This window comes from Streptomyces sp. NPDC030165 (assembly GCF_055573595.1).
The window spans coordinates 168,928-194,713 of record NZ_JBVIBD010000015.1 but is presented as its reverse complement, the minus strand read 5'-3'; the positions used below and the strand labels follow the sequence as shown (position 1 = coordinate 194,713).

Below are 25,786 nucleotides of genomic sequence, written 5' to 3'. Positions count from 1 at the left end.
GCGTTATGCGCTGTATGCACAAGCAGCGGAATGCGGCATTCCCTACCTTCGGCCCCGCCGCGGCAGCGCCTCGGCCAGCACCTCCGCCAGGTGCCGCGCCCGCCGGTCGGTGAGCTGACCGATCTGGGTACGGCAGGAGAAGCCGTCCGCGAGCACCTCGGCCCCGGGTTCCGCTTCCCGTACGGACGGCAGCAGCTGCTCCTCCGCGCAGGCCACGGACACGTCGTAGTGGCCGCGTTCGAAACCGAAGTTCCCGGCCAGGCCGCAGCAGCCGCCGCTCAGCCCGCCTTCCAGCCCGGCCCGGGCGCGCAGGCGCTGTTCGGCCGCCTCGCCGAGCACGGCGTGCTGGTGGCAGTGGGTCTGGCCGACGGCCGGGCGGCCGATGCGCGGCGGCTCCCAGGCGGGTGCCTGCTCTTCCAGGGTCTGCGCGAAGGTGCGTACGGACGCGGCCACCCGTGCGGCGCGCGGGTCGTCGGAGAGCAGTTCGGGCAGGTCGGTGCGGAGGGCGGCCGCGCAGCTCGGTTCGAGGACGGTCAGCGGGGTGCCGTCCGCCAGCAGCGGGTCGAGGGCGTCGACCGTACGGCGCATGACCGCGCGGGCCTGGCCGAGCTGGCCGGTCGATACGTAGGTCAGGCCGCAGCAGAGGTTCGATCGGCGGCCCACGGGGGGCAGCCGGACGGAGAGGCCGGCGGCCTCCAGGACGTGGACGGCGGCGCGGCCCACTTCGGGAGCGAGGTAGTTGGTGAAGGTGTCCGGCCACAGCAGGAGCGCCGGTCCTTCCGGGGGCTCCGAGGCTGCCCGCTTCGTCCACCACCGTACGAACGGCTCGGTGGCCAGTTCCGGGATCGCCCGTTGCGGCGCGATCCCGCCGAGTCGTTTTCCGGCCCCCGCCAGCGGCGTCCGGGCCAGGGCGTTGAGCAGCGGCGCGACCGGGGCCGCCGTGCGCAGCCAGCGCGGCAGGCGGCCCATCGAGTAGTGCGCGGCGGGCCGCAGCCGCCCCGCGTAGTGGTGGTGCAGGAACTCGGCCTTGTACGTGGCCATGTCCACGCCCACCGGGCAGTCGCTGCGGCAGCCCTTGCACGAAAGGCACAGGTCCAGCGCGTCCCGTACCTCCTCGGAACGCCAGCCGTCGGTGATCACCTCGCCGGCGAGCATCTCGTGCAGCAGCCGGGCGCGGCCCCGGGTGGAGTGCCGTTCCTCGCCGGTGGCGCGGTACGACGGGCACATGACGGCCGACGGACTCGGGGCGGCGTCACGGCACTTGGCGACACCGACGCAGCGCCGTACGGCCGCCGGGAAGTCGCCGCTGTCGTGCGGGTAGCCGAACGCCACGTCCACCGGGCGCTCCGGCAGCGGCGCGAAGCGCAGATTCTCGTCCATCCGGTCCGGCCGGACGAGCATGCCGGGGTTCAGGCCGCCCGCCGGGTCCCACAGGTCCTTGAAGCGTTCGAAGAGGCCGACGAGTTCGGTGCCGTACATCCTGGGCAGCAGTTCGGCGCGGGCCTGCCCGTCGCCGTGCTCGCCGGAGAGCGACCCGCCGTGTGCGACGACCAGGTCGCCCAGGTCGCAGGAGAACGCGCGGAACCGGCGGATGCCGGGGGCGGTCAGCAGGTCGAAGTCGATACGGACGTGGATGCAGCCGTCGCCGAAGTGCCCGTACGGCGTGCCGCGCAGGCCGTGCTGGGCGAGCAGCGCCCGGAAGTCGCGCAGGTAGGCGCCGAGCCGCTCGGGCGGCACCGCGCAGTCCTCCCAGCCGGGCCACGCCTCGGCGCCGTCCGGCATCCGGGTGGCGGTGCCGGAGGCGTCCTCGCGCACCCGCCACAGGGCGCGCTGCCGTGCCGGATCGGTCACCACCGTGTGGTCGGTGGTCGCCGACCCCGCGCCCCGGCACAGTTCCTCGGCGCGGGCAAGGGCCTCCCCCGCGGTCTCGCCGCCCATCTCGACGAACAGCCAGGCGCCGCCCTTCGGCAGGCCCGCCGCGCTGCCCACCAGGTCGGCCGCCATGCCCTCGACGGTCAGCGGACGGTACGGCAGCAGCGTGTGCGCCGCCTCGGCCGCCGCGCTCTCGTCCACGTACCCGAGCACCGCCAGCACCTTGGCGGCAGGCGGCCTGACCAGCCCGACGGTGGCCTCGGTCAGCACGCCGAGGGTGCCCTCGCTGCCGGTGAGCGCCCGCGCCAGGTCGGTGCCCTTCTCGGGCAGCAGGGCGTCCAGCGCGTAACCGGAGATGCGGCGCGGCAGGTCGGGGTAGCCGGTGCGCAGCAGCGCCAAGTCGCCGTCCACCAGGGCCCGTACGCCGTCCCGCAGGCGCTGCGGGAGCGTGTCCAGGGCCGCCGCTCCCCGCCCGGCGCGCAGCCGCTCGCCGCCGTACGTCAGCACCTCCAGCTCGCGCACGCTGTCGGCGGTGGTGCCCCAGGCCACCGAGTGGGAGCCGCAGGAATTGTTGCCGATCATGCCGCCGAGGGTGCAGCGGCTGTGTGTGGACGGGTCGGGCCCGAAGGTCAGGCCGTGCGCGCCGGCCGCCGCCCGCAGGTCGTCCAGGACCACGCCCGGCTGGACGACCGCCGTGCCGGCCTCGGCGTCCAGCGACACGATGCGCCGCAGGTGCCGGGTGAAGTCCAGGACCACGCCGGTTCCGGTGGCCTGCCCGGCGATGCTCGTCCCGCCGCCGCGCGGCACCACCGGCATGCCGCGCTCGCGGCACACCCGCAGGACGGCGGCCACGTCCTCCGCGTCCCGCGGCGCGACCACGGCCCGGGGCACCCGCCGGTAGTTGGACGCGTCCATCGTCATCAGCGCCCGGTCCCCGGCGGCGAGCGAGACCTCTCCCCGGACGGCGTCCGCCAGCTCCCGGGCCAAATCCCGCGTCCCGTCCCGCGTCACGCCCGGTGTGCCGTGCCGCGTCCCGCGTGTCTCCGTACGATCAGCCATGCCCCCAGCCTGCCCACTCGACCGGGGGCGCTCCCTCCCGCTTTCGCGCACTGCGCCCGGCTACGCCCGGAACAGGTTCTCCGGGTCGTACGCCGCCTTGGCGCCGGCCAGCCGCCCGTACGTCTCCTCCTCGTACGCGTCGGCCGCCTTGTCACCGTGATCACCGAACAGGAAGTTGACGCTGCGGCCGACGGCCCGGGACGCCAGCGCCGTACGCACCTCCCCGTGCAGGGCCCGTACGGCCTCGATGTCCGTGCCGTCCAGCGGCGACAGCAGGCGCAGCAGGTAGCGCGCGTCCCGGTGGCCGACGGAGCCGCCGCCGGTGGCGAGCGCGCCGCCGAGGTGGTTGAGCTGGACCACGGTCATCAGCGGGGCGTCCGGCCCGGTCAGCGCGGTCACCGTGCGCAGTTCCGCCGCGTCCAGGCCGTTGAGCAGGACGCTGTCGCCGTCGTAGGCGTGCGGTGTCTCCGGGTCCCGGTGGATGGTGTGCGACTCGGTGTACGGCATGTCGTGCAGTGTGTCGGCCACCCGTGGCCCGACCACGCGCAACGGCGCGACCAGCCGCTCGCCGTCCTGCGCCGTCCCCGTGTACGCGATCCGGATCTGCGCGAGGTAGCGCCCGCGCAGGTGGCCGGGCACCGCCGGGACGTCCGGGTACGCGATCAGGCCGACCGACGAGGTCAGCGTGTCCGGCAGGTCCTCCGTCCAGGCCAGGTACGCGGCCAGCGCTTCGTCCATCAGGTCGGCGCCGAACACCAGTTGGCCGCCGTACACCCGCTCCACCGGCACCAGTCCGAACTCCAGGCCGGTCACCACGCCCAGCCCGTGCCCGCCGCCGAGCAGCGCCCGGAAGAGGCCGGCGTCGTGCTCCGGCGTGACCCGGCGCAGCGCACCGTCGGCGGTCACCATTTCCACCAGCCGCACCCGGTCCGACGCGTAACCGAACTCCCGGCCCAGGATGCCCAGTCCGCCCCCGAGCAGGTAGCCCACGACACCCACGCCGGGCGACGAGCCGTTCACCGGCGCCAGCCCGTACGGCGCGGACTCCTCGATCACGTCGGCCCACAGCGCGCCCGCCCCGGCCCACGCGGTCCGGGCTTCCGCGTCGACGCGCACCTCGTCCATCCGGCGCGTGCTGATCAGCAGCCCGCCGTCGGTGGCCGCGGCCAGGCCGTGGCCGGTCGACTGCACGGATACCGGCAGCCCGGCGGCGCGGGCCCAGCGCACCGCCGCCAGGACGTCGGCCGCCCCCGCCGCGCCGACGATCACCGACGGCCGGTGCCGGTGCCCGGTCTGGAAGCCGGAGCGCTCGGCGTCGTACCCCTCGTCGCCGGGGACGAGGATGACGCCGGCGACCTGGACGGCCAGTTCGGCCAGTGCGGCAGGGGTGGCGGAAACTGCGGGAGCGGTGCGGTGCGTGATGTCCATGGCCGGAACTCTGGCCCCATAACCTGACACCTCCCGTCAGGTTTTCCGCCGGCTTCTCCGGCAGGCTCTCCGCCGGCTCCTCCACCGGTCCCTCCGCCGGCTTCTCCGTCAGCGCTTCCGGAAGACTGGCCCGCGTGAAATCCGACCGCCTCCTCTCCGTCCTGCTGCTCCTCCAGACGCGCGGCCGGGTGCCCGCCGCCGATCTGGCCGCCCGGCTGGAGGTGTCCGTCCGCACGATCTACCGCGACATCGAGTCGCTGTCGGCGGCCGGGGTGCCGGTGTACGCGGAGCGGGGGCGGCACGGCGGGATCGCGCTGCTGCCGGGGTTCCGTACGGACGTGACCGGGCTGACCACCGACGAGGCGCGGGCACTGTTCGTGCTGGCCGCCGAGGGGGCACACCACGCGCTCGGACTGGACGACGCGCTCGGGTCCGCGCTGCGCAAGGTGATGGCCGCACTGCCCGCGCCGCACCGGCCCGCCGCCGAGCTGACCAGCCGCCGCATCCTGGTCGACCCCGGGCGCTGGCGGTCCGGACCCCGGCCGGCCGTGGACCTGGACACGCTGCACACCGCGGTCTTCGCCGACCGGCGGCTGCGGCTGCGGTACCGGCACAGCGGCGAGACGCGCACCCGTACGTACACCGTCGATCCGTACGGGCTCGTCTCCAAGGCCGGGACCTGGTACCTCGTCGCCGACCGGCGGCGGCGCGCGCAGCTGTTCCGGGCCGACCGGGTGGCGGCGGCCACCGTGCTCGACACGCCCGTCCGGCGCCGCGACGGTGTGGAGCTGACCGACGTGTGGGAGGCGCTGCGGCAGCAGGTGGAGGCCCGGCCGGCCGGGCTGCGGGTGACGGCCCGGGTGCTCCGGTCCCGGCTGGACCTGTTCGTCCGCATCGTCGGACCGGCGCTGGTGGAGCCGCCGCAGGACACCGGCGGGACGTGGGTGACGGTCCGGCTGGCGTTGCAGGAGCTGCGCGCGGTCCGCCAGCTGCTCCAGTTCGCGACGTCCCTGGAGGTCCTGGAACCGCCGGAGGCCCGGGAGGAGCTCGCGCGGGCCGCCGCCTCGGTCACCGCCCTGTACGCGGACGCCGCGGCGGCGGACACCCGCCGAACGGCCGCATCCGTTCCGTCTCACCCGGTGGACCCCGGTCCTGACCGGGCCCCGTGACGGATTACGCTTCGCCCGTGGCTGATATCCAGATTCCCGCTGACATCAAGCCCGCCGACGGTCGCTTCGGCGCGGGCCCCTCCAAGGTGCGTACGGAGGCGCTCGACGCCCTCGCCGCCACCGGACGTTCCCTGCTCGGTACGTCCCACCGCCAGGCTCCGGTCAAGAACCTGGTCGGCAAAGTACGCGACGGCGTACGTGACCTGTTCCAGCTCCCCGAGGGCTACGAGGTCGTCCTCGGCAACGGCGGTTCCACCGCGTTCTGGGACATCGCGACCCACGGCCTGATCGAGCGCAAGTCCCAGCACCTGACCTTCGGCGAGTTCTCCTCGAAGTTCGCCAAGGCCGCGAAGCTGGCGCCGTGGCTGGCCGAGCCCACGACGATCTCCGCCGAACCGGGCAGCCATCCGGAGCCCAAGGCGGAGGAGGGCGTGGACGTCTACGCCTTCACCCACAACGAGACCTCCACCGGTGTCGCCGGCCCCGTCCAGCGCGTGGCGGGCGCGGACGCCGGCTCCCTGGTGCTGGTGGACGCCACCTCCGGCGCGGGCGGCCTGCCCGTGGACATCGCGCAGACCGACGTGTACTACTTCGCGCCGCAGAAGTCCTTCGCCTCCGACGGCGGCCTGTGGATCGGCGTCTTCTCGCCCGCCGCCCTGGAGCGCGCCCGCAGCGTCCACGCCTCCGGCCGGCACATCCCCGAATTCTTCTCGCTGCCGACGGCGATCGACAACTCGCTGAAGAACCAGACGTACAACACCCCGGCCCTGTCCACCCTCTTCCTGCTCAACGAGCAGCTGGAGTGGATCAACGGCCAGGGCGGCCTGGACTGGGCCGTGGGCCGCACCGCGGCCTCCTCCGGCGCCCTGTACGGCTGGGCCGAGAACTCCACGTACGCGACGCCGTTCGTCACCGACCCGGCCAAGCGCTCCCAGGTCATCGGCACCATCGACTTCGACGACGAGATCGACGCGGCCGCCGTCGCCAAGGCGCTGCGTGCCAACGGCATCGTCGACACCGAGCCGTACCGCAAGCTGGGCCGCAACCAGCTGCGGGTGGCGATGTTCCCGGCGATCGACCCGGCGGACGTCGAGGCGCTGACCGCCTGCATCGATTACGTGATCGGCAAGCTGTAGGGGCCGCTGACGCACGTGTCCGGGCCCCGGCGGGACGAACTCGCCGGGGCCCGGCCGCCGTTCAGCGGCTGAGGCGCTGGAAGCGGCGTACCGCCAGGGGCAGGAAGACGGCGGTGAGGGCGATCGGCCAGGCCACCGCCATCAGCAGGGCGTGCTGTTCGATCCAGCTGTCGCCGGTCGTGCCGGGCCGGCCGAACAGTTCGCGGACGGCATTCGCCGTCGAGGAGACCGGGTTCCACATCGCGATCGCGCCCAGCCAGTCCGGCATCATCGACGGCGGTGTGAAGACGCTGGAGATCATGCCGAACGGGAAGGCCAGCGCGAACAGGCCGCCCGCCGTCTCCTGGTTGGGCACCAGCAGGCCCAGCAGCACACCGATCCAGATGAGCGCGAAGCGCAGGAGCAGCAGCAGGGCGAAGGCGGCCAGGGTGGCGAGCGGGCCGCCGTCCGAGCGCCAGCCGACGACGACAGCGATCACCGCCAGCACCGCGAGGTCCAGTGCGGCGCCGCACACGTCGGCCACGCCCCGGCCGCTGACCACCGCCGAACGCGCCATCGGCATCGAACGGAACCGGTCGGTCACGCCCCGGTCCTTGTCGACCGCGACCAGCATCGCGGTGTTCATGAAGCCGAAGGCCATGGTCATGGCGAACATGCCGGGCATGGCGTAGTCCCGGTAGGAGCCCTCGCCGCCGACGTCCATCGCGCTGCCGAAGACGTAGACGAAGAGCAGCACGGAGACGATCGGGAAGCCGAGCTGCCAGGCGATGTTGACGGGCTGTTCGACGAGGTGGGTGAGGTCGCGGCGGACGATGGTCCAGCAGTCGGCGAAGGCCCGGTACAGGCGCCGCCCGCGGGCGGGCGAGGTGCCCGGGGTGCTCATGCGGCGGCCTCCGTCCGGTACGCCGGGGCGGTCGCGTCCGCCGTACGGTGTCCCGTCAGCCGCAGGAAGACCTCGTCCAGTGTCGGCCGCCGCAGCCCGATGTCCGCCACGTCCAGCCCCGCGTCCTGGAGCGCCCGGGCCACCTCGGTGAGCGCCGCCACGCCGTCGGTGACCGGCGCGCCGACCCGCCGTTCCGCCACGTCCGTGTCCGGCGCGGCGCCGTCCGCGGCCACCCGGGCCACGATCCGCGCCGCCCGCGGCAGTTCGGCGGGGTCACGCAGCACCACCTGGACGCGGTCGCCGCCGATGCCGTGCTTGAGCCCGTCCGGGGTGTCCTCCGCGATGGTGCGGCCGTGGTCGATGACGGCGATCCGGTCGGCGAGGTGGTCGGCCTCGTCGAGGTACTGCGTGGTGAGCAGGACGGTCGTACCGCCCGCGACCAGGTCCCGTACGGTCTCCCAGACCTCGTTGCGGCTGCGCGGGTCGAGGCCGGTGGTCGGCTCGTCCAGGAACAGCACCTCGGGGGCGAGCAGCACGCTGGACGCCAGGTCCAGCCGCCGCCGCATTCCGCCGCTGTAGTGCCTGACCTGCTTGCCGGCCGCGTCGGACAGGCCGAAGCGCTCCAGCAGTTCGTCGGCGCGGGCCCGCGCCCGCCGCCCGCCGAGGTGGAAGAGCCGACCGAACATCTCCAGGTTCTGCCGCCCGGTCAGGATCTCGTCGACGGCGGCGTACTGCCCGGCCAGGCCGATCCGCTCGCGTACGGCGTGCGGCTCGCGCGCCACGTCGTGCCCGGCGACGGTCGCCCGCCCGTCGTCCAGGCGCAGCAGGGTCGCCAGGATGCGTACGGCGGTGGTCTTGCCCGCGCCGTTGGGGCCGAGCAGGCCCTGTACGGTGCCGCGCCGCACGGCGAGGTCGAAACCGTCGAGTGCCCGCTTGTCCCCGTACCGCTTGGCCAGGCCCTCCGCCAGGACCGCCGTTCCGGATGTCCTCATGTGTCCCCCGTGTCCGGATCGGGTGCGCCGCGCACCCCCGTTTCGAGTACAGCGTACCCAGTTGCGCGTACACCGTACCCGATGTTGCGTACGTCGTACCCGGTTTTCTCGCTGCGGCTTACACTGAGCGCACCATGACGACAGAACACAGCGGCAGCGGCGATGCGGCACGCAGCATGGAGCTGCTCTGGGGCACCGGCGAGCGCCCCACCCGCGGCCCCAAACCCGGCCTGACCCTCGACCGCATCGTCACCGCCGCGATCACGGTCGCCGACGCCGAGGGGATCGGCGCCGTGTCGATGCGCCGGGTCGCCTCCGAACTGGGCGTCGGCACGATGTCGCTCTACCGGTACATACCGGGCAAGGGCGAGCTGCTGGACCTGATGCTCGACAAGATCGTCGAATTCGACCCCGCGGAGTTCCCCGGGCCCGAGGCCGGCTGGCGCACCGTCCTGGAGACCGTCGCGCACGGCAACTGGCAGCTCCACCACCGGCACCCCTGGCTGCTCCAGATCGACCAGACGCGGCCGCTGCTGGGGCCCAACTCCCTGGACGGCCTGGAGGCCACCCTGCGCGGGCTGTCCGGCCTGGGTCTCCCCGACCGGGAGAAGATCCGGATGCTGATGACCGTGGAGGGTTACGTCGCGGGCGCCGCCCGCACCCGGCTGAACTCGGCGATGGCCGAGAAGCGCACCGGCATCAGCGACGACGAGTGGTGGAAGACCCAGGAACCCGTGCTGACGCGGGCGATGGAGAGCGGCCGCTATCCCTACCTCGCCCAGCTCGATGACGACACGTTCGCCCTCGACTGCGAAGGCGACTCCGGCGACGCGGCGTTCGAACTGGGCCTCGGCCGCCTGCTCGACGGTTTCGCGGTGTACATCGAGAAGCTGGGCGGCTGAGCGGGACCTCCGGCCACCCGCGCCGCCCGCTGCTCACCGCCTCCGGAACGCCCTCCGCAGCGCCAGCACCAGCACCGTCGCCACCCCGAACGTCGCCGCCGCCAGCAGTACGTTGCGGTTCTTGCCCGCCGGGTCCTGGCTGCCGTCGGACGCGCCCCCCTTGCCGGCACCGTCGCCCTCCTTGCCGTCGGACCCCTTCGCCGACTCCGGGAGCTGGTCACCACTGAGCCCTACCGGCTGCACCTGGCCGGCCTTGCCCTCCGACCCGAACAGCAGCGTCCGCCCGTCGGGGGTGAACGTCACCGACTCGCCCTGCATCTGGAGCGGCACGCCCACGCTGCCGATGTCCTTGGGGCGCCCGCCCTCCCAGCGGTACATCTCCGCGCCGAAGTAGCCGCGCAGCAGCAGCCGCGTGCCGTCCGGTGAGAACGCGCCGTCCGTCACCCACTGGTCGATGCCCGCGATCCGGCGGAAGGTGTTCGTGCCGCGCGCCGACAGCCGCTCGGGGCCCTCGTACAGAGCCGCGCCGCCGCTCTTCTTCTTGCTGGCAATGTAGACCCGCCCGGTCGCGGGGTGCACCATCATCGCCTCGGCGTCCCGCGGTCCCTCGTCGTACGCGACCGTGAGCTGGGCCGCGGTGACGGTCTGGTCACGCAGCTGCTTCGGCTCGGCGAAGCGGTAGATCCATACGTGGTTCCAGCTGCCGCCGAGGTTGTCGCCGATGTCACCGACATAGACGTTGCCGTCCGGGCCGACCGAGACGGCCTCCACGTCGCGCGGGTCGCCGATGCCGCGCAGGGTGACGGTCGCGACCGTGCGGCCGGTGCGGCCGTCCACGGCGTAGACGTACGGCCCGTCGTCGCTGTCGTTGTGGGTCCAGTACACGCCGGGGTGCGCCCGGCTGGCCGCCAGGCCGCTGGACTCGGTGATCCGCGCGTCCTCGATCGTGAATCCCTCGTCCCCTCCTCCGCCGTCGGCCACCGCCGGCCCGGCCGCCGCGAACAGCACGATTCCCGCGGCCCCGGCCGCGCACAGTAGCGAACGCATGGGCACAGCCTCCCACTTCGTCAGCGCGGCGGGCCCGCCCGGTGCCCGCGCACGGGGAAACCGGCCGTCGGCACACCCGGTGGGCCGGCTCCGCGCCCACACACATTCAGCTCAGGAATTCAGTCGCACAGCAGTACATTCATGGAAAGGGGACAAGATTTGCCGAGTGGCGTCCCTTCACCTTCCGCGGCAGATCGGCCGCATTCCCGACGGGGACACGATCACGTAGTTGGAATTCACGTCGCCATACGTCCAGCAGACCGTCTTGTGCCGGCCGCTCTTCATATTTGTGGTGAACTGGTTCCCGTTCCTCGCCCACTGCCAGTTGTCGTCGTTGAGGTGCGCGCGCCAGTTGTCCGGGTCCGGCTGGCCGTTGTACAGCCCGTACCGGTCGCGGCCACGAGCTGTCGGCCGGAGCCATGGCCGCACCGGTGAGCGTGAGAGCCGTCATCGCCGGACAAGCGCCTTGCGCATAAGTCCTTCCATTTATCTTTCGGGTCGGGATGACCTGACCGCGATCAAGGTATGTGCCGACACCGCGGCCTGCCATCGCTCAAAAAGGTAGGTTTCATTGCGAATCCGCGCGCACATTCCCGGTCCGGCTCCGCCGGACAGCCGCCGGCCCGCCCCGCCCGTCACCCCCGCCGCCCCGCTCCTTATGATCTCCGCATGACCACCCCGACAGCGCTCTCCGGCGCGCCCGGGCCGGGCGGCCGGGAGGTCGTATGCGTGTGATGTTCGTCGGTGACTCGATGACGATCGGCAGCTCCGGTGACTTCACGTGGCGCTACCGGATGTGGCAGCACCTCAACCGGACCTACGGCGGCCCGTACCGCATCGTCGGCCCGCGTACCGAGCTGTACGACGTGTCCGCCGGCGCGGCGGTCTCGCACGCCTACCGCGACCCGGACTTCCCGGAGCGCGCCCGGCGCCACCTCGCCGGGTGGGGCGAGGGCTGGTGCCACATGGCGCCGCTGATCGGCGACGTGGTGCGCAGGACCAAGGCCGACACCCTGCTCGTCTCGCTCGGGCTGATAGACCTCGGCTTCTACACGAACGCGGAGCAGACCGCCGCGAACGTACGCCGCTTCGTCGCCGAGGCGCGGGCGGCCGACGCGGGCGTACGGGCCGTGCTGCTGCCCGTCATCCCGAACACCCGCGCCCTGTCCGACGCGCCCTTCGCCGCCGAGTGCGAGCGCTTCAACGAACTGCTGGCCAAGGCCGTCGCGGACCTGTCGGCCCCCGCCTCGCCGCTGCTGCTGGCCTCCCACCCGGACGGCTACGACCTGGACCGGGACACCTACGACGGGACGCATCCCTCCGCGTCGGGCGAGCACCTGCTCGCGGCGGCCTTCGCGGACGCCCTGCACCAGGCGTGGGACGTGGGCGCCCCGTACACCCCTGTGAACGCCTGAGGGCGCTCGGCCCCGGCCGTCCGTACGGCCGCCCGCGGGTCACGGCGCACTTCTTGATTCGAGCGCACTCCAGGGCGTTGGCTAGGGCCCCATGGAGTACACGCAGCTCGGACGCACCGGACTCAAGGTCAGCCGACTCGTCCTCGGCACCATGAACTTCGGCCCCCAGACGGACGAGGCCGACAGCCACGCCATCATGGACGCCGCGCTCACCGCGGGCGTCAACTTCTTCGACACCGCCAACGTCTACGGCTGGGGCGACAACAAGGGCCGCACCGAGGAGATCGTCGGCTCCTGGTTCGCCCAGGGCGGCGGCCGCCGCGACAGGACCGTGCTGGCCACCAAGGTCTACGGCAACATGGGCGGCGACGGCGAGCAGGTCTGGCCCAACCACGACCGCCTCTCCGCGCTCAACATCCGGCGGGCGGTGGACGCCAGCCTCAAGCGGCTGAACACCCACTACATCGACCTGTACCAGTTCCACCACGTGGACCGGCACACGCCCTGGGACGAGATCTGGCAGGCCATCGACGTCCTGGTGCAGCAGGGCAAGATCCTGTACGCCGGGTCCTCCAACCACGCCGGCTGGCACATCGCGCAGGCCAACGAGGCCGCCGCGCGCCGCGGCTCACTCGGCCTGGTCAGCGAACAGTGCCTGTACAACCTCGCGGAGCGGCGCGCCGAGATGGAGGTGATCCCGGCGGCGCAGGCCTACGGGCTCGGCGTCATCCCGTGGTCGCCGCTGCACGGCGGCCTGCTCGGCGGCGCCGTACGCAAGGAGCGCGAGGGCGGCGGAGCCCGTACGAACGGGGGCCGCTCGGCCGGCGCGCTCGCGAACTCCGCAATCCGGGCGCAGATCGAGGCGTACGAGGACCTGCTCGACCGGCACGGGCTGCCGCCCGGCGAGGTCGCGCTGGCCTGGCTGCTGACCCGGCCCGGTGTGACGGGGCCGATCGTCGGCCCGCGTACCACCGAGCAGCTCGACTCCGCGCTGCGCGCCGTCGAGCTGGAGCTGCCGGCCGAGCTGCTGGAGTCGCTGGACGAGATCTTCCCGGGTACCGGGCCGTCGCCGGAGGCGTTCGCCTGGTGAGACCGGCTTCACGCGGTGCCGTCGGGGGCCGTCCCGCGTCTCAGCGCAGGGCGGCCGCCACGATCACGACGATGAGGAGCACGGCGAAGAGTCCGGACATGATCCGGTTACGGGTTTTGGGGTCCACCCTTCGAGCGTAACCGGACCGCTCACCGGCCCAGCGGCCAGGCCGCCACCGTCTCGTACCGGGGCTGCTCCCCCGCCACCCCGGAGGCCGGCAGGTGGCTGCGGACGAGGGCCAGCTCCCGTACCGTCCACGCGCTGCCCTCGAAGTCCGCCAGGCCGTCGGCGAACGGGCCGAGGCCGAGGGCTTCCGCGCGGTTGCGCGCGACGGTCAGGTGCGGGGTGTACGGGCGGTGGCCGGACATCTCCACCCCGGCGCGGCGGGCCGCCGCCGCGGCCGAGTCCGCCAGCTTGCGCAGCGCCGGCAGGCCGCCCTCGGCCCCGGCCCACACCACCCGGTCGGCGAAACGCCCGCCGCCCTTGAGGCGCAGCGGGACCGGCTCGTGCCGCCGCGCGGCCCGCGCCAGACGTTCGTGCAGACCGGGGAGGGTGGTGTCGGGCACTTCGCCGTAAAAGGCGAGGGTGAAGTGCCAGCCGGCCCGCCCGGTCCAGCGCAGCCGGTCCGCGCCGGGCAGGGCCCGCAACCGGCGTACCCGGGTGTCGAGTTCGTCGACGGCGGCCTCGGGCGGCAGTACGGCGGCGAAGAGTCTCATGCGGTCAGTGTCGCGTACGGGGCGATGCGCGAGAGTTCGTACCCCGGGCGGGGCGGGTGCCCCGGCCGCCGCCGCGCGGCCGGGGCACCGGGGACCGTCAGGCCGCCGCGGCCAGCCGCTCCGGTTCACCGTCACGCTCGCGCGGTACGAACCGTACGTGCTGGTGGCCGCGCCGCAGGTCTATCCGGACCCGCAGACCGCCCGCGCGGCTCAGCATCAGGCCGACGCCGGCCGCCGCCAGGGCGGAGACCACGCCGCCCGCGAGGAAGCCGAGCCGGGCGCCGTACGCGTCGGTGACCCAGCCGACCAGCGGCGCGCCCAGCGGCGTACCGCCCATGAAGACCATCATGAACAGGCTCATCACCCGCCCGCGCATCAGCGGGTCGGTGGCCATCTGCACGCTGGAGTTGGCCGTGACGTTGATCGTCAGGCCGACGACGCCGATGACGATCAGCAGCGCCCCGAAGATCCAGACGGCCGGGGAGAGGGCCGCGGCCATCTCCAGGACGCCGAACAGCAGCGCCGCGCCCACCAGCAGCCGCAGCCGCGACGTGGAGCGCCGGGCCGCGAGCAGCGCGCCCGCCAGCGAACCGGCCGCCATCAGCCCGTTGAACCAGGCGTACATGCCGGCGCCGCCGTGGAAGACCTTGTCGGCGAAGGCGGTCAGCCAGATCGGGAAGTTGAAGCCGAAGGTGCCGATGAAGCCGATCAGGACGATCGGCCAGATCAGCTCGGGGTGGCCCGCGACGTAGCGCACGCCCTCCCGCAGCTGGCCCTTGCCGCGCGGCGCGCGGTCGACCTTGTGCAGCTCGCCGGTGCGCATCAGCAGCAGTCCGGCGAGCGGCGCGAGGAAGGACAGGCCGTTCAGGAGGAAGGCCCAGCCGCTGCCGAGTGAGGTGATCAGGGCGCCGGCCACCGCGGGGCCGATCAGCCGGGCGGACTGGAAGTTGGCGGAGTTCAGGCTGACGGCGTTGCGCAGGTCGTCGGGGCCGACCATCTCGACGACGAACGCCTGCCGTGCCGGGTTGTCGACGACGGTGATCAGGCCGAGTACGAAGGCCATCAAGTAGACGTGCCAGACCGCGACGTTTCCGCTGAGGGTCAGTACGGCCAGCGCCAGGCCGGTCAGGCCCATCGAGGCCTGGGTGACCAGCAGCAGCTTGCGCTTGGAGACCCGGTCGGCGATGACCCCGCCGTACAGCCCGAAGAGCAGCATGGGCAGGAATTGGAGCGCGGTGGTGATGCCGACGGCGGCGGACGAACCGGTGATGCTGACGACCAGCCAGTCCTGGGCGATGCGCTGCATCCAGGTGCCGGTGTTGGAGACGACCTGGCCGGTGGCGAAAAGACGGTAGTTACGGACTCTCAGCGACCGGAACATGCCCCCGCGCGGTTCGGCGGCGGTGCCCTTGGTGCCTGTCGGGGGCGCGGTCGCGGCGTCGGTGGCGGTGGTGTCGTGGGAGTTCGGTGCGGGGGCGGAGTCTGCTCCGGATCCCGTACTCAAAGTGGGTTCGCCTCCTCGGCTCTCGGTTTCTACAGCTGGGCGAGCTTCTCCAGCACGGGTGCGGCGGTCCGCAGTGCGGCCCACTCGTCCTCGTCCAGCCCGGAGGCCAGCTCGGCCAGCCACGCGTTGCGTTTGCGGCGGCTCTCCTCGAGCATCGCCTCGGCCTGTTCGGTCTGGGTGACGACCTTCTGGCGGCGGTCGTCCGGGTGCGGTTCGAGCCGGACCAGGCCCTTGGCCTCCAGCATCGCGACGATGCGGGTCATCGACGGCGGCTGGACGTGCTCCTTGCGGGCCAGCTCACCAGGGGTGGCGTGACCGCACCGGGCGAGGGTGCCGAGCACCGACATCTCGGTGGGGCTGAGCGACTCGTCGACCCGCTGGTGCTTGAGTCGGCGGGACAGCCGCATCACGGCGGACCGCAGAGCGTTCACGGCGGCGGCGTCGGCGGCAGCGTCGTCGCCAAGGGGCAGTTCCGGCATGTTCGTTAGCATAACTCATTACCCTCTCTAATGAAAGCCCGTACATCCGCCCCCCTGCGCATCACCCTTCCGAGTGAGGACGCAGCGGAAAGTGACCCGCCTGACCAGGGCGTGAGAGGACCGTGGCGGTATGGGATCGGGAGTGCTCAGCCTGCGGATGGACGGGGAACTGCTGGAGCGCCTGCGGCAGCACGCCTCGAAACGCGGAATGAGCGTCCAGGACTATGTGACCCGGACGCTCATCCGTGAAGACTTCGACGAACGTTTCAAGATGTCGGTGGACCGGACGGAACGGTTCTACGCGGCGCCGCCGCTCTGAGAACCGCCGCTTTGGGCACCGCCGGCGCTGACGCCCGGCCGGGCGTCAGTGGACGCCCAGCACCTGCTCGATCGGGTTGAGCAGGAAGTAGACGAGGAAAGCCGCCCCCACGGCGTTCAGCAGCCACGGGATCTCCTTGAAGCGGCCGGTCGCCGTCCGCAGCAGGATGAAGGCCAGCACGCCCATGCCGATGCCGTTGGTGATGCTGTAGGTGAACGGCATCGAGATGATCGTCAGGAACGCCGGGACGGCGATCGTGAAGTCGCTCCAGTCGATGTCCCGGACGTTGGCCGACATGATCAGGAAGCCGACGACCAGCAGCGCGGGCGTCGCGGCCTGCGACGGCACGACCGTCGCCAGCGGCGTGAAGACCAGCGCCAGCAGGAAGAGCCCGCCGGTCACGACGTTCGCCAGCCCCGTACGGGCGCCCTCGCCGACACCCGCCGTGGACTCCACGAAACAGGTGTTGGCGGAGGCCGAGCCGACACCGCCGGCCGCGACCGCGATGCCGTCCACCATCAGGATGCGGCCCATGCCGGGCAGGTTGCCGTCCTCGTCGGTCAGCCCGGCCTCCTCGCCGACGCCGATGATCGTGCCCATCGCGTCGAAGAAGCCGGACAGCAGCACGGTGAAGACGAAGAGGCAGCCGGTCAGCAGGCCGACCTCCTCGAAACCGCCGAACAGGCTGATCTGGCCGACCAGGCCGAAGTCCGGCGCGCCCACGATGCCGTCCGGCACGTTCGGGACCGCCAGGCCCCAGCTCGCGTCGGGGATGTCCGCGACGGCGTTGACGACGATCGCGACGACCGCCATCACGACCATGCCGATCAGGATCGCGCCCTTGGTCTTGCGTACGGTCAGGAGGAACATCAGCGCCAGGCCGACGACGAAGACCAGTACCGGCCAGCCCTGGAGCTGACCGCCCTGGCCCAGCGCGAGCGGCACGGTGGTGTGCGCGGCGTCCGGGTTACGGGTGACGAAGCCCGCGTCGACCAGACCGACCAGCGAGATGAACAGGCCGATGCCGATCGCGATGGCGCGCCGCAGCCCGTTGGGGATCGCGTCCATGACCCGCTGCCGCAGGCCGGAGGCGACCAGGATCATCAGCACCAGCCCGGCCAGCACGACCATGCCCATCGCGTCCGGCCAGCTCATCTTGGGGGCGAGCTGGAGGGAGACGACGGCGTTGATGCCGAGGCCGGCGGCGATGGCGATGGGCACGTTGCCGATGACGCCCATCAGGATCGTGGACAGGCCGGCCATCAGCGCGGTGGCGGTGACGAGCTGGCCGTTGTCCAGCTGGTGCCCGAACTTGTCCTGGCCGGCGCCGAGGATGATCGGGTTCAGCACGACGATGTACGCCATGGCGAAGAAGGTGGCGAGACCGCCGCGCAGCTCGCGGGAGACCGTGGACCCCCGCTGGGAGATCTTGAAGAACCGGTCGAGACCGTTCTTGGGCTGCTGCGGGCCTGGGCTCTGGACGGCGTCGACCGGCGTGGTGGCCGAGGGGGACATGCGCGGACCTCAGTCGTACGGGCCTGGGAGAGGCGTGGGGGCCCCGGATCGGGCCCAGAACACAAACAAACCGGATCAGATTGGAGGATTCGACGAATCAAACCATTCAGAACCGGATAGGTTCAGTATGAATAAACAAGTCGATGATCGCTATCTCCGCGCGTAGACCCCGGTATGGAACGGGCCGGAGCCCTTCCACGGCCCGGCCGGGAGCGCCGCCCGCCCGCCACCCGTACGGAACCGGCCTTGTATCGGCCGTGTCGGCGGCTGCCCGTAAGCTGGCCCCATGTGGAAGAAGTCCGAACTGCGCGAGGCCCCGGAGCCTCTTGAGGGTCCCGTCGTCGGCACGATCACCGGCGGCACCATCATCTGGTTCGTGCTCTTCCTGGCCCAGCTCCCCTTCTACGGCTGGTTCGCCGACCACGACCGCACCTGGTGGGTGTGGACCTGCCTGGCCGGCGGCAGTCTCGGCATCCTCGGCATCTGGTACGTCCGCAAGCGCGACGCCGCCATCAAGCGCGCGGCGGCGGCCATCGCGCCGGACACGGACCGGGCCCCGGCCGACGCGTCCTGACACACGCCGGCGAATCCACCCGATCGGGGACGCACCCCACCCCTCCCCGGTTGACGCGGACCCCTCCAACAACTCCCGCCACCTTCCTGTCCGCATCCAGCGGGTGAATCGTCCGTTCCGCCCGTAACGTCGAAGGCATGACTGAGCGGGCCAAGACCGAAGTCGAGGAACCCGAGCCGGGCACCGGAACCGCGGAGGGGCCCGCCACCACGCCGGCCCACCGCGGCCTGAGCGCCGCCGAGGTCGCCGAGCGGGTGGCCAGAGGCGAGGTCAACGACGTCCCCGTACGGTCCTCGCGCTCCACCGCCGACATCGTCCGCTCGAACGTCTTCACCCGCTTCAACGCCATCATCGGCGTGCTCTTCGTGATCATCCTGATCGTCGGCCCGATCCAGGACGGCCTGTTCGGCTTCGTCATCGTCGCCAACACCGGCATCGGCATCATCCAGGAGCTGCGCGCCAAGAAGACCCTGGACAGCCTCGCCGTCATAGGCGAGTCCAAACCGACGGTACGGCGCGACGGGACAGCCGCCGAGATCCCCACCTCCGAGGTCGTCCTCGGCGACGTCATCGAACTCGGCCCCGGCGACAAGGTCATCGTCGACGGCGAGGTCCTGGAGAGCGACGGCCTGGAGATCGACGAGTCCCTGCTCACCGGCGAGGCCGACCCGGTCGTCAAGAAGCCCGGCGAGAAGATGATGTCCGGCAGCTTCGTCGTCGCCGGCGGCGGCGCGTTCACCGCCACCAAGGTCGGGCGCGAGGCGTACGCCGCCCAGCTCGCCGAAGAGGCGTCCCGCTTCACCCTCGTCCACTCCGAGCTGCGCAGCGGCATCAGCCAGATCCTCAAGTACGTGACGTGGATGATGGTGCCGACCGCGATCGGCCTCATCCTCAGCCACCTGTTCACGCTGAACATGGCGGGCGACGAGGCGGTGCGCCGGATGGTCGCCGGCATCGTCCCGATGATCCCCGAGGGCCTGGTCCTGCTCACCTCCGTCGCCTTCGCGATCGGCGTCATCCGGCTCGGCCGCAAGAAGTGCCTGGTCCAGGAGTTGCCCGCGATCGAGGGCCTGGCCCGCGTCGACGTGGTCTGCCTGGACAAGACCGGCACGCTCACCGAAGGCGGCATGGACGTCAGCGAGCTGCGGCCGCTGGGCGGTACGGACGAGGACCGCATCAAGCAGATCCTCGGCGCCCTCGGGGCGTCCGACCCCCGCCCCAACGCCTCCCTCCAGGCGATCATCGACGCCTACCCGGCCGATGACGGCTGGCGGTCCACCGACGCCCTGCCCTTCTCCTCAGCCCGCAAATACAGCGGCGCGGCCCTGGAGGACCCCCACGGCGAACACACCACCTGGCTGCTCGGCGCCCCCGACGTCCTCCTCCCCGCCGGCGACGACGCGCTCACCGAGATCGAAGACCTGAACGCCCAGGGCCTGCGCGTCCTCCTGCTGGCCCACGCCGAACAGGACCTGCACACCCCCTCCGTCGCCGACCACGTACAGCCCACCGCCCTGGTCGTCCTCGAACAGCGGCTACGCCCCGACGCCATGGACACCCTGCGCTACTTCGAGGAGCAGGGCGTCCAGGCGAAGGTCATCTCCGGCGACAACGCGGTGTCGGTCGGCGCGGTGGCCGGCAAACTCGGCATGCCAGGAGCCGAATCCCCCGTCGACGCCCGCAAACTCCCCGCCGACCAGGACGAGATGGGCAAGGTCCTGGAAGACGGCGCGGTGTTCGGCCGCGTCACGCCCCAGCAGAAGCGGGACATGGTCGGCGCGCTCCAGGCACGCGGCCACACCGTCGCCATGACCGGTGACGGCGTCAACGACGTCCTCGCCCTCAAGGACGCCGACATCGGCGTCTCCATGGGCGCGGGCAGCGAGGCCACCAAGGCCGTCGCCCAGATCGTGCTGCTCGACAACAGCTTCGCGACGCTGCCGTCCGTCGTCGCCGAAGGCCGCCGGGTGATCGGCAACATCACCCGCGTCGCCACCCTCTTCCTCACCAAGACCGTCTACTCGGTGCTGCTGGCGATCCTCGTCGCCTGCTGCCAGATCCCGTACCCCTACCTGCCGCGCCACCTGACGCTGCTGTCCACCCTCACCATCGGCGTCCCCGCCTTCTTCCTCGCCCTCGCCCCCAACAAGGAACGCGCCAAACCGCATTTCGTACGGCGCGTGATGCGGTACGCCGTCCCCTCCGGCCTGATCATCGGCCTCGCCGCCTTCGCCACGTACCTCCTGGCCCGCAGCCACTACACCGGCCCCGACGCCCTCCCCGCCGAGACCAGCGCCGCCACCCTGACCCTCTTCCTCAGCGCCATGTGGGTCCTGGCGATCATCGCCCGCCCGTACACGTGGTGGCGCGTCGGCCTGGTCCTGGCCATGGCCCTCGGCTTCCTGATCGTCCTCGTCGTCCCCTGGCTCCAGAACTTCTTCGACCTGAAACTCGTGGGCACGACCCTCCCGTGGGCCGCCGTGGGAATCGCCGCCGCGGCAGCGATCCTGCTGGAGATCGCATGGCGGCTGATCGGGCGGCGGTTCCCGGCATAGACCGCTCGCCCCACCCCCGAAGCGACCTAGTCGAACCAGCGCGCCTCCGCCAGCTCCTCCGCGCGGTCCAGGTCCTCCAGGAGCGCCGCCGTCTCGAAGCGGCGGGGCCACTGGCCGGCGGCCCAGGCGAGGCCCGCGGCGACGCCTTCCAGGGTTGCCGCATGGAGGGTGCCGTCCGGAGTCCAGCGCCAGTCGAGCTCGGTACCGTCCTCGACGGCCAGTTCCCCGTGCTCGACGTACGACCGCGGCGTGTCCGGGCCCAGCAGCGTACGCACCGCCTCCGGAACCTCGTGCCGGCTCCCCTCCGAGGCCACCGGTGCCGCGAAGACCTCACTCAGCCGCCGAACCTGGAACAGCTCCGCCAGCTCCGCCGCACACGCCGGACGCACCGGCAACAGCGGCAGGCCGGCGGCCAGCGGCATCAGGTCCGGCGCGTCCGCGACGACCGCCTCCGCCGCGTCCACGATCCGTACCTCACCGTCCACGACAGCCCGCAGCTCGTCCGGCAGCGTCACCTGCTCGGGGTCCAGATCCGCCAGCACCCCGTACAGCGCATGCAGCTGCGCGGAGCCCACCTCACGCTCCGGGTCCGCGAGACGGGCCAGCAGCTCCGCGGCGCCGCCCGGCTCATCCAGGAGCGCCGCGACGGAAGTCCGTACGCCCAGGGCACGCAGCACCTGCGCGTCCACATCGCCCGCGTCCGCCGACTCGTACAGCCCCGCCAGCAGCGGATCGCCGCCCGCGGCCCGCAGACCGGCCGGCCGGCGGCCGTCCAGCACCGGATGCCCGCGCAGCCACCACGCCGCATACGGGCGCACCGACTCGGTCGTACCGTCCGGCAACAGCACCCGTACGGGCGCGGTCAGCGCGTCCCGCAGCGGCGGCCGCGACAGCATCGCCAGCGCCTGCGGCCACGCGTCGTCATCGACCAGGTCCAGATCCCGTACGGCCACGATCTCCGTCGCGACCGGCGGCACCGGCGTCTCCGGCAGCCCGTCCAGGACGTCCTCGCACCACACGTCCACGGCATCCAGCACGCCGACGTCGTCCGGCTCGGTGAAATCGCCGTCCCGCGGCTCCAGCTCGTCCGGGTCCAGCACCACGTCAGGAGCCCGTACGAGGCTGAAGCCCGCCAGCACGCCGACGGCGGTCAGCGGCTGCTCCCCCCAGCGCTCCGCGAACCCGGCATCGACGGCCGCGAGTTCACCCTCCCGGATCACCCGTTCGAAGTCACTCCCCGGCAGCACCAGTTCACCCGCCGGTGCCGGCTCACCGTCCTCGTCCGGCAGCGCGAGCGCGGCCAGCCACGGCTCGTCACCAGGCGCCAGATGCGCATCCCGAACGAGACCGAGCACGGCCTCCGCCAGCTCCTCACCACCGAGCCCGGCCGGCTCGCCGTCGAAGCCGAAGGCGTAATCGTCCTCGGCCGCGTCCAGTGAGCCCGCGACGGCCGCCCGCACCTGCGGAGTCGTCAGAACGGCACGCGGACTCGCCGGCGTGGCCCCCAGTTTCTCCAGCAACGGGTGCACCGCGTCCGGATGCGCGACCTTCAGGCCCAGCCGGGCCAGCGTCGCATGCCGCTCCGCCGCGTCGCCGCCGCCCTCCCGGAGCGGCAGCAACACCTGCCGCGGACCGATCGTGGTCCGCGCCGCCCGGCCCTCCTCACCCGCGGGCCCCGCAAGCGGCACCGGCAGCCCGCTCAGCCGCTCCGGATCCGTACCGGCCAGCGAGTCGTACAGCCGCCACCACCACGCCGGCGACCGGTCCACACCCGCCAGCCGGTCCACGACCTCGCCCAGCGGCACCCGCGCCACACCCAGCGCCCGCAGCTCCGGACGGCGCTCCAGCCCGGCAGGCAGCAGGCTCGGGAACAACTCCGCCAGCACCCGGACCGTGTCCGCCCCGGCGCCCTCGACCAGCTCGGCGTCGACAGGCCGCAGGACGTACGCGTCCTCCTCACCCCGGGCACCGCCCCAGCCACCGCCCTCACCGGGCGCCAGCTCATCAGGGCCGGACGCTGTCGGCACCGCCTCAAGGGACAGTCCGGCCCCCGTGGCAGGCGCCGCCGCGCTCGGCAGGAACCGCACCCGCGGCAGCAGCTCCAGCACCTGCCGCCGCAGTTCGTTGTCCAGCTCCCCCTTGCCCAGCGGGCCCGGTACGAGATCGATGGTCCCCGCCGACACCGGCTGCCAGCCCGCCAGCAGCGACGCGTACGCCTCGGCGGCGCGCCGTACGAGATGATCCGTGAGCGCCCCTGGCGCGACGCGCCGCCGCGTCGGCTCCAGCGGGAACGACGCGATCAGCAGACCCGGCAGGCCCTGCGGCTCGTCGGTCGGCGTCGGCGCGTGCACGACCGGCGTGGTCGCCGGGCGCGCCGGCGCGCCCTCCTCGTCCACCGGGACCGCCCACGTCACCGCCCAGTACGGGCGCAGCCGCTCCTCCACCGGACGGTCCGCCAGCAGCGCCTCGTCCAGCCCGCCGCTCTCGCTCACGACGCGCCAGCGCGAGGTGCCGCGCTCACTGTCCTCGATGACGACGTACGCGCCCTCCTGGCGCCGCCGCATCTCCCGTACGCCGTCCGGAGTCTCCACCACGACCTCGGCCAGCCCCGGCAGCGTCAGCAGCAACGCGGCGTCGATACCGGCCAGCAGGCGCACCGTCAGCTCGTGCGCGGCGCCGTCGCGCAACGGCAGCACGACGGAGGTGTCGTAACCCTGCGGAGCACTGCCCTCAGCGGGAAAGGGCAGGCGCAGCACCGGTACGTGGCCGTCGCGGCGGCGCAGCTCACCACCGAGGCCGGGGCTGTGCGCGGCGAACTGGGCGGCCAGCTCCCGGGCCTCGGCCAGCGACCAGCGGACGCCGCCGGTACGGCCGACCAGCGCGGGCTCGTCACTGACCGCGAGCACCGCCGAGAAGCCGACGCCGAAACGGCCGACGGCGACCGCGGCCTCGGTCTCGCGCTTGGCGGACGCGCGCAGCGTGGCCAGCGATTCGACGCCGGTGGCGTCGATGGGGGCGCCGGTGTTGGAGGCGACCAGCACGGCGGGGTCGGTGCCGCGGGCCGGTTGCAGGGTCAGCCGCAGCCGCCCGGGCACACCGGCGCGGGCCGCGGCGTCCGAGGCGTTCTGCGCCAGCTCCACGGCGAGCCGGTCGCGGTAACCGCCGAGCGCGAGATCCTCCTCGGCGTTCGCGTCCTCCCGGAACCGGGCCGGCGAAGCCGCCCAGGCATCGAGCACCCCCCGCCGCAGCCGAGCCGTCCCGAACGGATCTGCCTCTGCCGCTTCGCTCACGTTCTCTCCCGTTCCTCCGATGCCGAACTGTTCTTTTTACCGGGTGGGGGGTGGGGGCGGGGGCGTGGGGGTCCGACTGGGAGGTGTGTCCTGGTGGGGGTGCGCGTTCCTGTGTCCTCAAACGCCGGACGGGCTTTTTGTTCGCAGCCGGTCCGGTGGGTGGGGGCTCGGGGCCACACAGGGGTCACTCTCCCCCAGCCTTCGGCCGGGGGGACCCCCACGGCACCGTTGAGCCCTTCCAGTGCGGATTCGGTAGCCGGGAACCCGGCTGCCTGCGGGGAGACCCCTGTATGTCCCCGAGCCCGCGCCGTTTGCGGCTTTCCGAGCATCTGGGCTGGGGGCATGCACAAGCCGAGCCCCATCCGGCGGACGTGTTGGGGTAGCTGCGGCCCACCGGTGCTCACGTGACAATGCCGGGCGCCGGGCAACGGGCTGCCTTCCCGCCCCACCGCCAGGGACCTCACCCCCAGGAGAGCGGGCACCAGGGTCATCGACAGACTCCCCCCAGCTGTCCCGGACTCGCCAAATCGGCCCGAGGGGGTGCGTAGGGGGCCATCCCCGCAGGCAGCCGGGGACCCGGACACCGAATCCGCACTAGTAGGGCTCAACGGTGCCGTGGGGGTCCCCCCGGCCGAAGGCTGGGGGAGAGTTGGCCCCCTGCGCACCCCCGCCCCCCAGAACCAAGCAATGCGATCCGCGCGACAGCGCAAATCCCGCGCGAAGCGCGAACCCCCCCCCGCACCCGGGCACCCGCCTCAGCTGTGCCCGAACTCCTCGGAAGGCCCGGAGTCCTCCACAGACCCCCCCGACCGATCCGGCCGCAGAGCAAAAGGATCAACCACGGTCTCGTCAATGACAGGCGGCGCCGGCCGCGGAGGCCTCGGCATGACGGCGGCCTCGGAGTGCCCCCCGCAGCCGTAGCCGAGGGACACCACGTGCCCATCCGCAGGCCCGAACTCGTTGGCGCAGATGCCGAAGGCCTGGCGGAGCGACCCGGCCAGGGGTACGAGGAAGCCGCAGGAGACACAGTTGGCCGGGGCGGCCTGGGCCATGGCGGTCTTGGGCCCGTACTCCTCCTCCCAGCGGTCGGCCGCAGCGTGCAGGCCGTAGCGGGAGAGGACGCGGGGGCGCCCCATGCCCAGCTCCTCCGCGACCGCGGCAACGCTGCCGCGCGTGGTCGTCTCGGGCTGGGCGGCAGGCGACCCGGGCTCGACATCGGCGTCCTCGGCGTCCGCGAGGTCGGTGACGCCCGGCGGGACCTCGGTTCCGGCGCTCCCGGCGCCCCCGGCGCCCTGTTCCAGCCGGAGGTCCTCGGCCTCGGTGGGGAGCAGGTCGCCGGGCCCCATGTCACCGGGGCGCAGCCGCTCGCTCCAGGGCACCCATTCGGGGGCCAGGAGCGCGTCGGGGCCGGGCAGGAGGACGGACTCGTCGAGGGTGACGTGTTTGGCCCGGGAGGCGCGGGCGACGGTGACGGCCCAGCGCCAGCCCCGGTAGCCGGGCTCCTTGCATTCGAACAGGTGGGTGACGACGCGGTCCCCGTCGGCGACGGCGTCGACGTGCTCGCCGACCGTGCCCGGCGCGGCGGCCTCCTCGGCCGCGGTGCGGGCAAGGTCGACCGCCTCGGCGCACAGGCGGTCAGGGGTACGGCTTCGCATCGCAGCACTCACAAGAATCGATTCTCTCTTCCACGCCGTCTCACGAGTGCGCCAGCCGGAGCTGTCCTGTCCTTGTCCGGACGACCGGCGTGCCGGGGCGGGCGGAGCGGACCTGGGGACCGCGTCGACGTCCGCGCCCGGTCATCTCGGTCGAGCGCACCTCTTACGAACCATTCTGCGGGATCG

19 protein-coding genes are annotated in these 25,786 nt (G+C 72.6%); 8 read left to right on the top strand and 11 right to left on the bottom strand.

The features are described 5' to 3' along the window. Nucleotides 1-42: 42 nt before the first annotated feature. Together ACZ4Z1_RS27005 and ACZ4Z1_RS27000 are read right to left on the bottom strand one after the other, a co-directional pair. Nucleotides 43-2,931, bottom strand: a complete 2,889-nt coding sequence (locus ACZ4Z1_RS27005; protein ID WP_468489200.1) for an FAD-binding and (Fe-S)-binding domain-containing protein — start codon at nucleotides 2,929-2,931, stop codon at nucleotides 43-45. Nucleotides 2,932-2,991: 60 nt separating this feature from the next. After that, nucleotides 2,992-4,359: an FAD-binding oxidoreductase gene (locus ACZ4Z1_RS27000; RefSeq protein ID WP_468489199.1), complete on the bottom strand. Its 1,368-nt coding sequence runs from the start codon at nucleotides 4,357-4,359 to the stop codon at nucleotides 2,992-2,994. Nucleotides 4,360-4,493: 134 nt separating this feature from the next. On the opposite strand from ACZ4Z1_RS27000, the gene ACZ4Z1_RS26995 reads away from it, so the two are divergent. Both ACZ4Z1_RS26995 and serC read left to right on the top strand, forming a co-directional pair. Then, a complete protein-coding gene (locus tag ACZ4Z1_RS26995; protein ID WP_468489198.1) occupies nucleotides 4,494-5,528 on the top strand; it encodes a helix-turn-helix transcriptional regulator in 1,035 nt (344 codons plus the stop codon). A 17-nt stretch (nucleotides 5,529-5,545) separates the two neighbouring features. Continuing rightward, nucleotides 5,546-6,664 carry a phosphoserine transaminase gene (serC, locus tag ACZ4Z1_RS26990; protein ID WP_468489197.1) on the top strand — a complete coding sequence of 373 codons (1,119 nt, stop codon included), beginning with the start codon at nucleotides 5,546-5,548 and terminating at the stop codon, nucleotides 6,662-6,664. A gap of 61 nt (nucleotides 6,665-6,725) precedes the next feature. Here serC and ACZ4Z1_RS26985 read toward each other — a convergent pair whose 3' ends face one another. Together ACZ4Z1_RS26985 and ACZ4Z1_RS26980 are read right to left on the bottom strand one after the other, a co-directional pair. Next, nucleotides 6,726-7,547 carry an ABC transporter permease gene (locus ACZ4Z1_RS26985; protein WP_468489196.1) on the bottom strand — a complete coding sequence of 274 codons (822 nt, stop codon included), beginning with the start codon at nucleotides 7,545-7,547 and terminating at the stop codon, nucleotides 6,726-6,728. Beyond that, entirely contained in the window at nucleotides 7,544-8,539 is a 996-nt protein-coding gene (locus ACZ4Z1_RS26980; RefSeq protein ID WP_468489195.1) for an ATP-binding cassette domain-containing protein, read from the bottom strand. Before ACZ4Z1_RS26980 ends, ACZ4Z1_RS26985 begins: the two co-directional genes overlap by 4 nt. A gap of 134 nt (nucleotides 8,540-8,673) precedes the next feature. Here ACZ4Z1_RS26980 and ACZ4Z1_RS26975 point away from each other — a divergent pair, with 134 nt between their 5' ends. Continuing rightward, nucleotides 8,674-9,441, top strand: a complete 768-nt coding sequence (locus tag ACZ4Z1_RS26975; protein WP_468489194.1) for a TetR/AcrR family transcriptional regulator — start codon at nucleotides 8,674-8,676, stop codon at nucleotides 9,439-9,441. 33 nt (nucleotides 9,442-9,474) lie between these two features. Here ACZ4Z1_RS26975 and ACZ4Z1_RS26970 read toward each other — a convergent pair whose 3' ends face one another. After that, a complete protein-coding gene (locus tag ACZ4Z1_RS26970) occupies nucleotides 9,475-10,488 on the bottom strand; it encodes a hypothetical protein (RefSeq protein WP_468489193.1) in 1,014 nt (337 codons plus the stop codon). Between the two features lie 725 nt (nucleotides 10,489-11,213). Between ACZ4Z1_RS26970 and ACZ4Z1_RS26965 the strand changes: the two genes are divergently transcribed. Both ACZ4Z1_RS26965 and ACZ4Z1_RS26960 read left to right on the top strand, forming a co-directional pair. After that, nucleotides 11,214-11,903 (top strand): GDSL-type esterase/lipase family protein, encoded by a 690-nt coding sequence (locus ACZ4Z1_RS26965; RefSeq protein ID WP_468489192.1) that lies wholly within the window; start codon nucleotides 11,214-11,216, stop codon nucleotides 11,901-11,903. A gap of 91 nt (nucleotides 11,904-11,994) precedes the next feature. Further along, entirely contained in the window at nucleotides 11,995-12,993 is a 999-nt protein-coding gene (locus tag ACZ4Z1_RS26960; RefSeq protein ID WP_468489191.1) for an aldo/keto reductase, read from the top strand. 149 nt (nucleotides 12,994-13,142) lie between these two features. On the opposite strand, the gene thpR is transcribed toward ACZ4Z1_RS26960, so the two are convergent. The 3 genes from thpR to ACZ4Z1_RS26945 all read right to left on the bottom strand — a co-directional run bounded on the left by thpR (nucleotide 13,143) and on the right by ACZ4Z1_RS26945 (nucleotide 15,692). Further along, the gene (gene thpR, locus ACZ4Z1_RS26955; RefSeq protein WP_468489190.1) at nucleotides 13,143-13,709 is read right to left on the bottom strand and encodes an RNA 2',3'-cyclic phosphodiesterase; all 567 of its coding nucleotides are present in this window, start codon (nucleotides 13,707-13,709) and stop codon (nucleotides 13,143-13,145) included. A gap of 97 nt (nucleotides 13,710-13,806) precedes the next feature. Then, complete coding sequence (locus ACZ4Z1_RS26950; RefSeq protein ID WP_468489189.1) at nucleotides 13,807-15,213, bottom strand: MFS transporter; 1,407 nt, start codon at nucleotides 15,211-15,213, stop codon at nucleotides 13,807-13,809. A gap of 29 nt (nucleotides 15,214-15,242) precedes the next feature. Beyond that, complete coding sequence (locus tag ACZ4Z1_RS26945; protein ID WP_468489188.1) at nucleotides 15,243-15,692, bottom strand: MarR family winged helix-turn-helix transcriptional regulator; 450 nt, start codon at nucleotides 15,690-15,692, stop codon at nucleotides 15,243-15,245. Between the two features lie 130 nt (nucleotides 15,693-15,822). Between ACZ4Z1_RS26945 and ACZ4Z1_RS26940 the strand changes: the two genes are divergently transcribed. Further along, on the top strand, nucleotides 15,823-16,011 hold the full coding sequence (locus tag ACZ4Z1_RS26940) for a ribbon-helix-helix protein, CopG family (protein ID WP_078624588.1): 189 nt from the start codon (nucleotides 15,823-15,825) through the stop codon (nucleotides 16,009-16,011). Nucleotides 16,012-16,056: 45 nt separating this feature from the next. Here the strand turns inward: ACZ4Z1_RS26940 and ACZ4Z1_RS26935 are convergent, their stop codons facing one another. Then, complete coding sequence (locus ACZ4Z1_RS26935; protein WP_468489187.1) at nucleotides 16,057-17,526, bottom strand: NCS2 family permease; 1,470 nt, start codon at nucleotides 17,524-17,526, stop codon at nucleotides 16,057-16,059. Nucleotides 17,527-17,812: 286 nt separating this feature from the next. Between ACZ4Z1_RS26935 and ACZ4Z1_RS26930 the strand changes: the two genes are divergently transcribed. Both ACZ4Z1_RS26930 and ACZ4Z1_RS26925 read left to right on the top strand, forming a co-directional pair. Beyond that, nucleotides 17,813-18,100: a DUF2530 domain-containing protein gene (locus ACZ4Z1_RS26930; RefSeq protein WP_468489186.1), complete on the top strand. Its 288-nt coding sequence runs from the start codon at nucleotides 17,813-17,815 to the stop codon at nucleotides 18,098-18,100. Between the two features lie 137 nt (nucleotides 18,101-18,237). Further along, nucleotides 18,238-20,655, top strand: a complete 2,418-nt coding sequence (locus ACZ4Z1_RS26925) for a cation-translocating P-type ATPase (protein ID WP_468489185.1) — start codon at nucleotides 18,238-18,240, stop codon at nucleotides 20,653-20,655. 26 nt (nucleotides 20,656-20,681) lie between these two features. Here the strand turns inward: ACZ4Z1_RS26925 and ACZ4Z1_RS26920 are convergent, their stop codons facing one another. Beyond that, on the bottom strand, nucleotides 20,682-23,945 hold the full coding sequence (locus ACZ4Z1_RS26920; RefSeq protein ID WP_468489184.1) for a sacsin N-terminal ATP-binding-like domain-containing protein: 3,264 nt from the start codon (nucleotides 23,943-23,945) through the stop codon (nucleotides 20,682-20,684). Between the two features lie 755 nt (nucleotides 23,946-24,700). Then, complete coding sequence (locus ACZ4Z1_RS26915) at nucleotides 24,701-25,600, bottom strand: DUF3027 domain-containing protein (protein WP_468489183.1); 900 nt, start codon at nucleotides 25,598-25,600, stop codon at nucleotides 24,701-24,703. Nucleotides 25,601-25,786 lie beyond the last annotated feature (186 nt).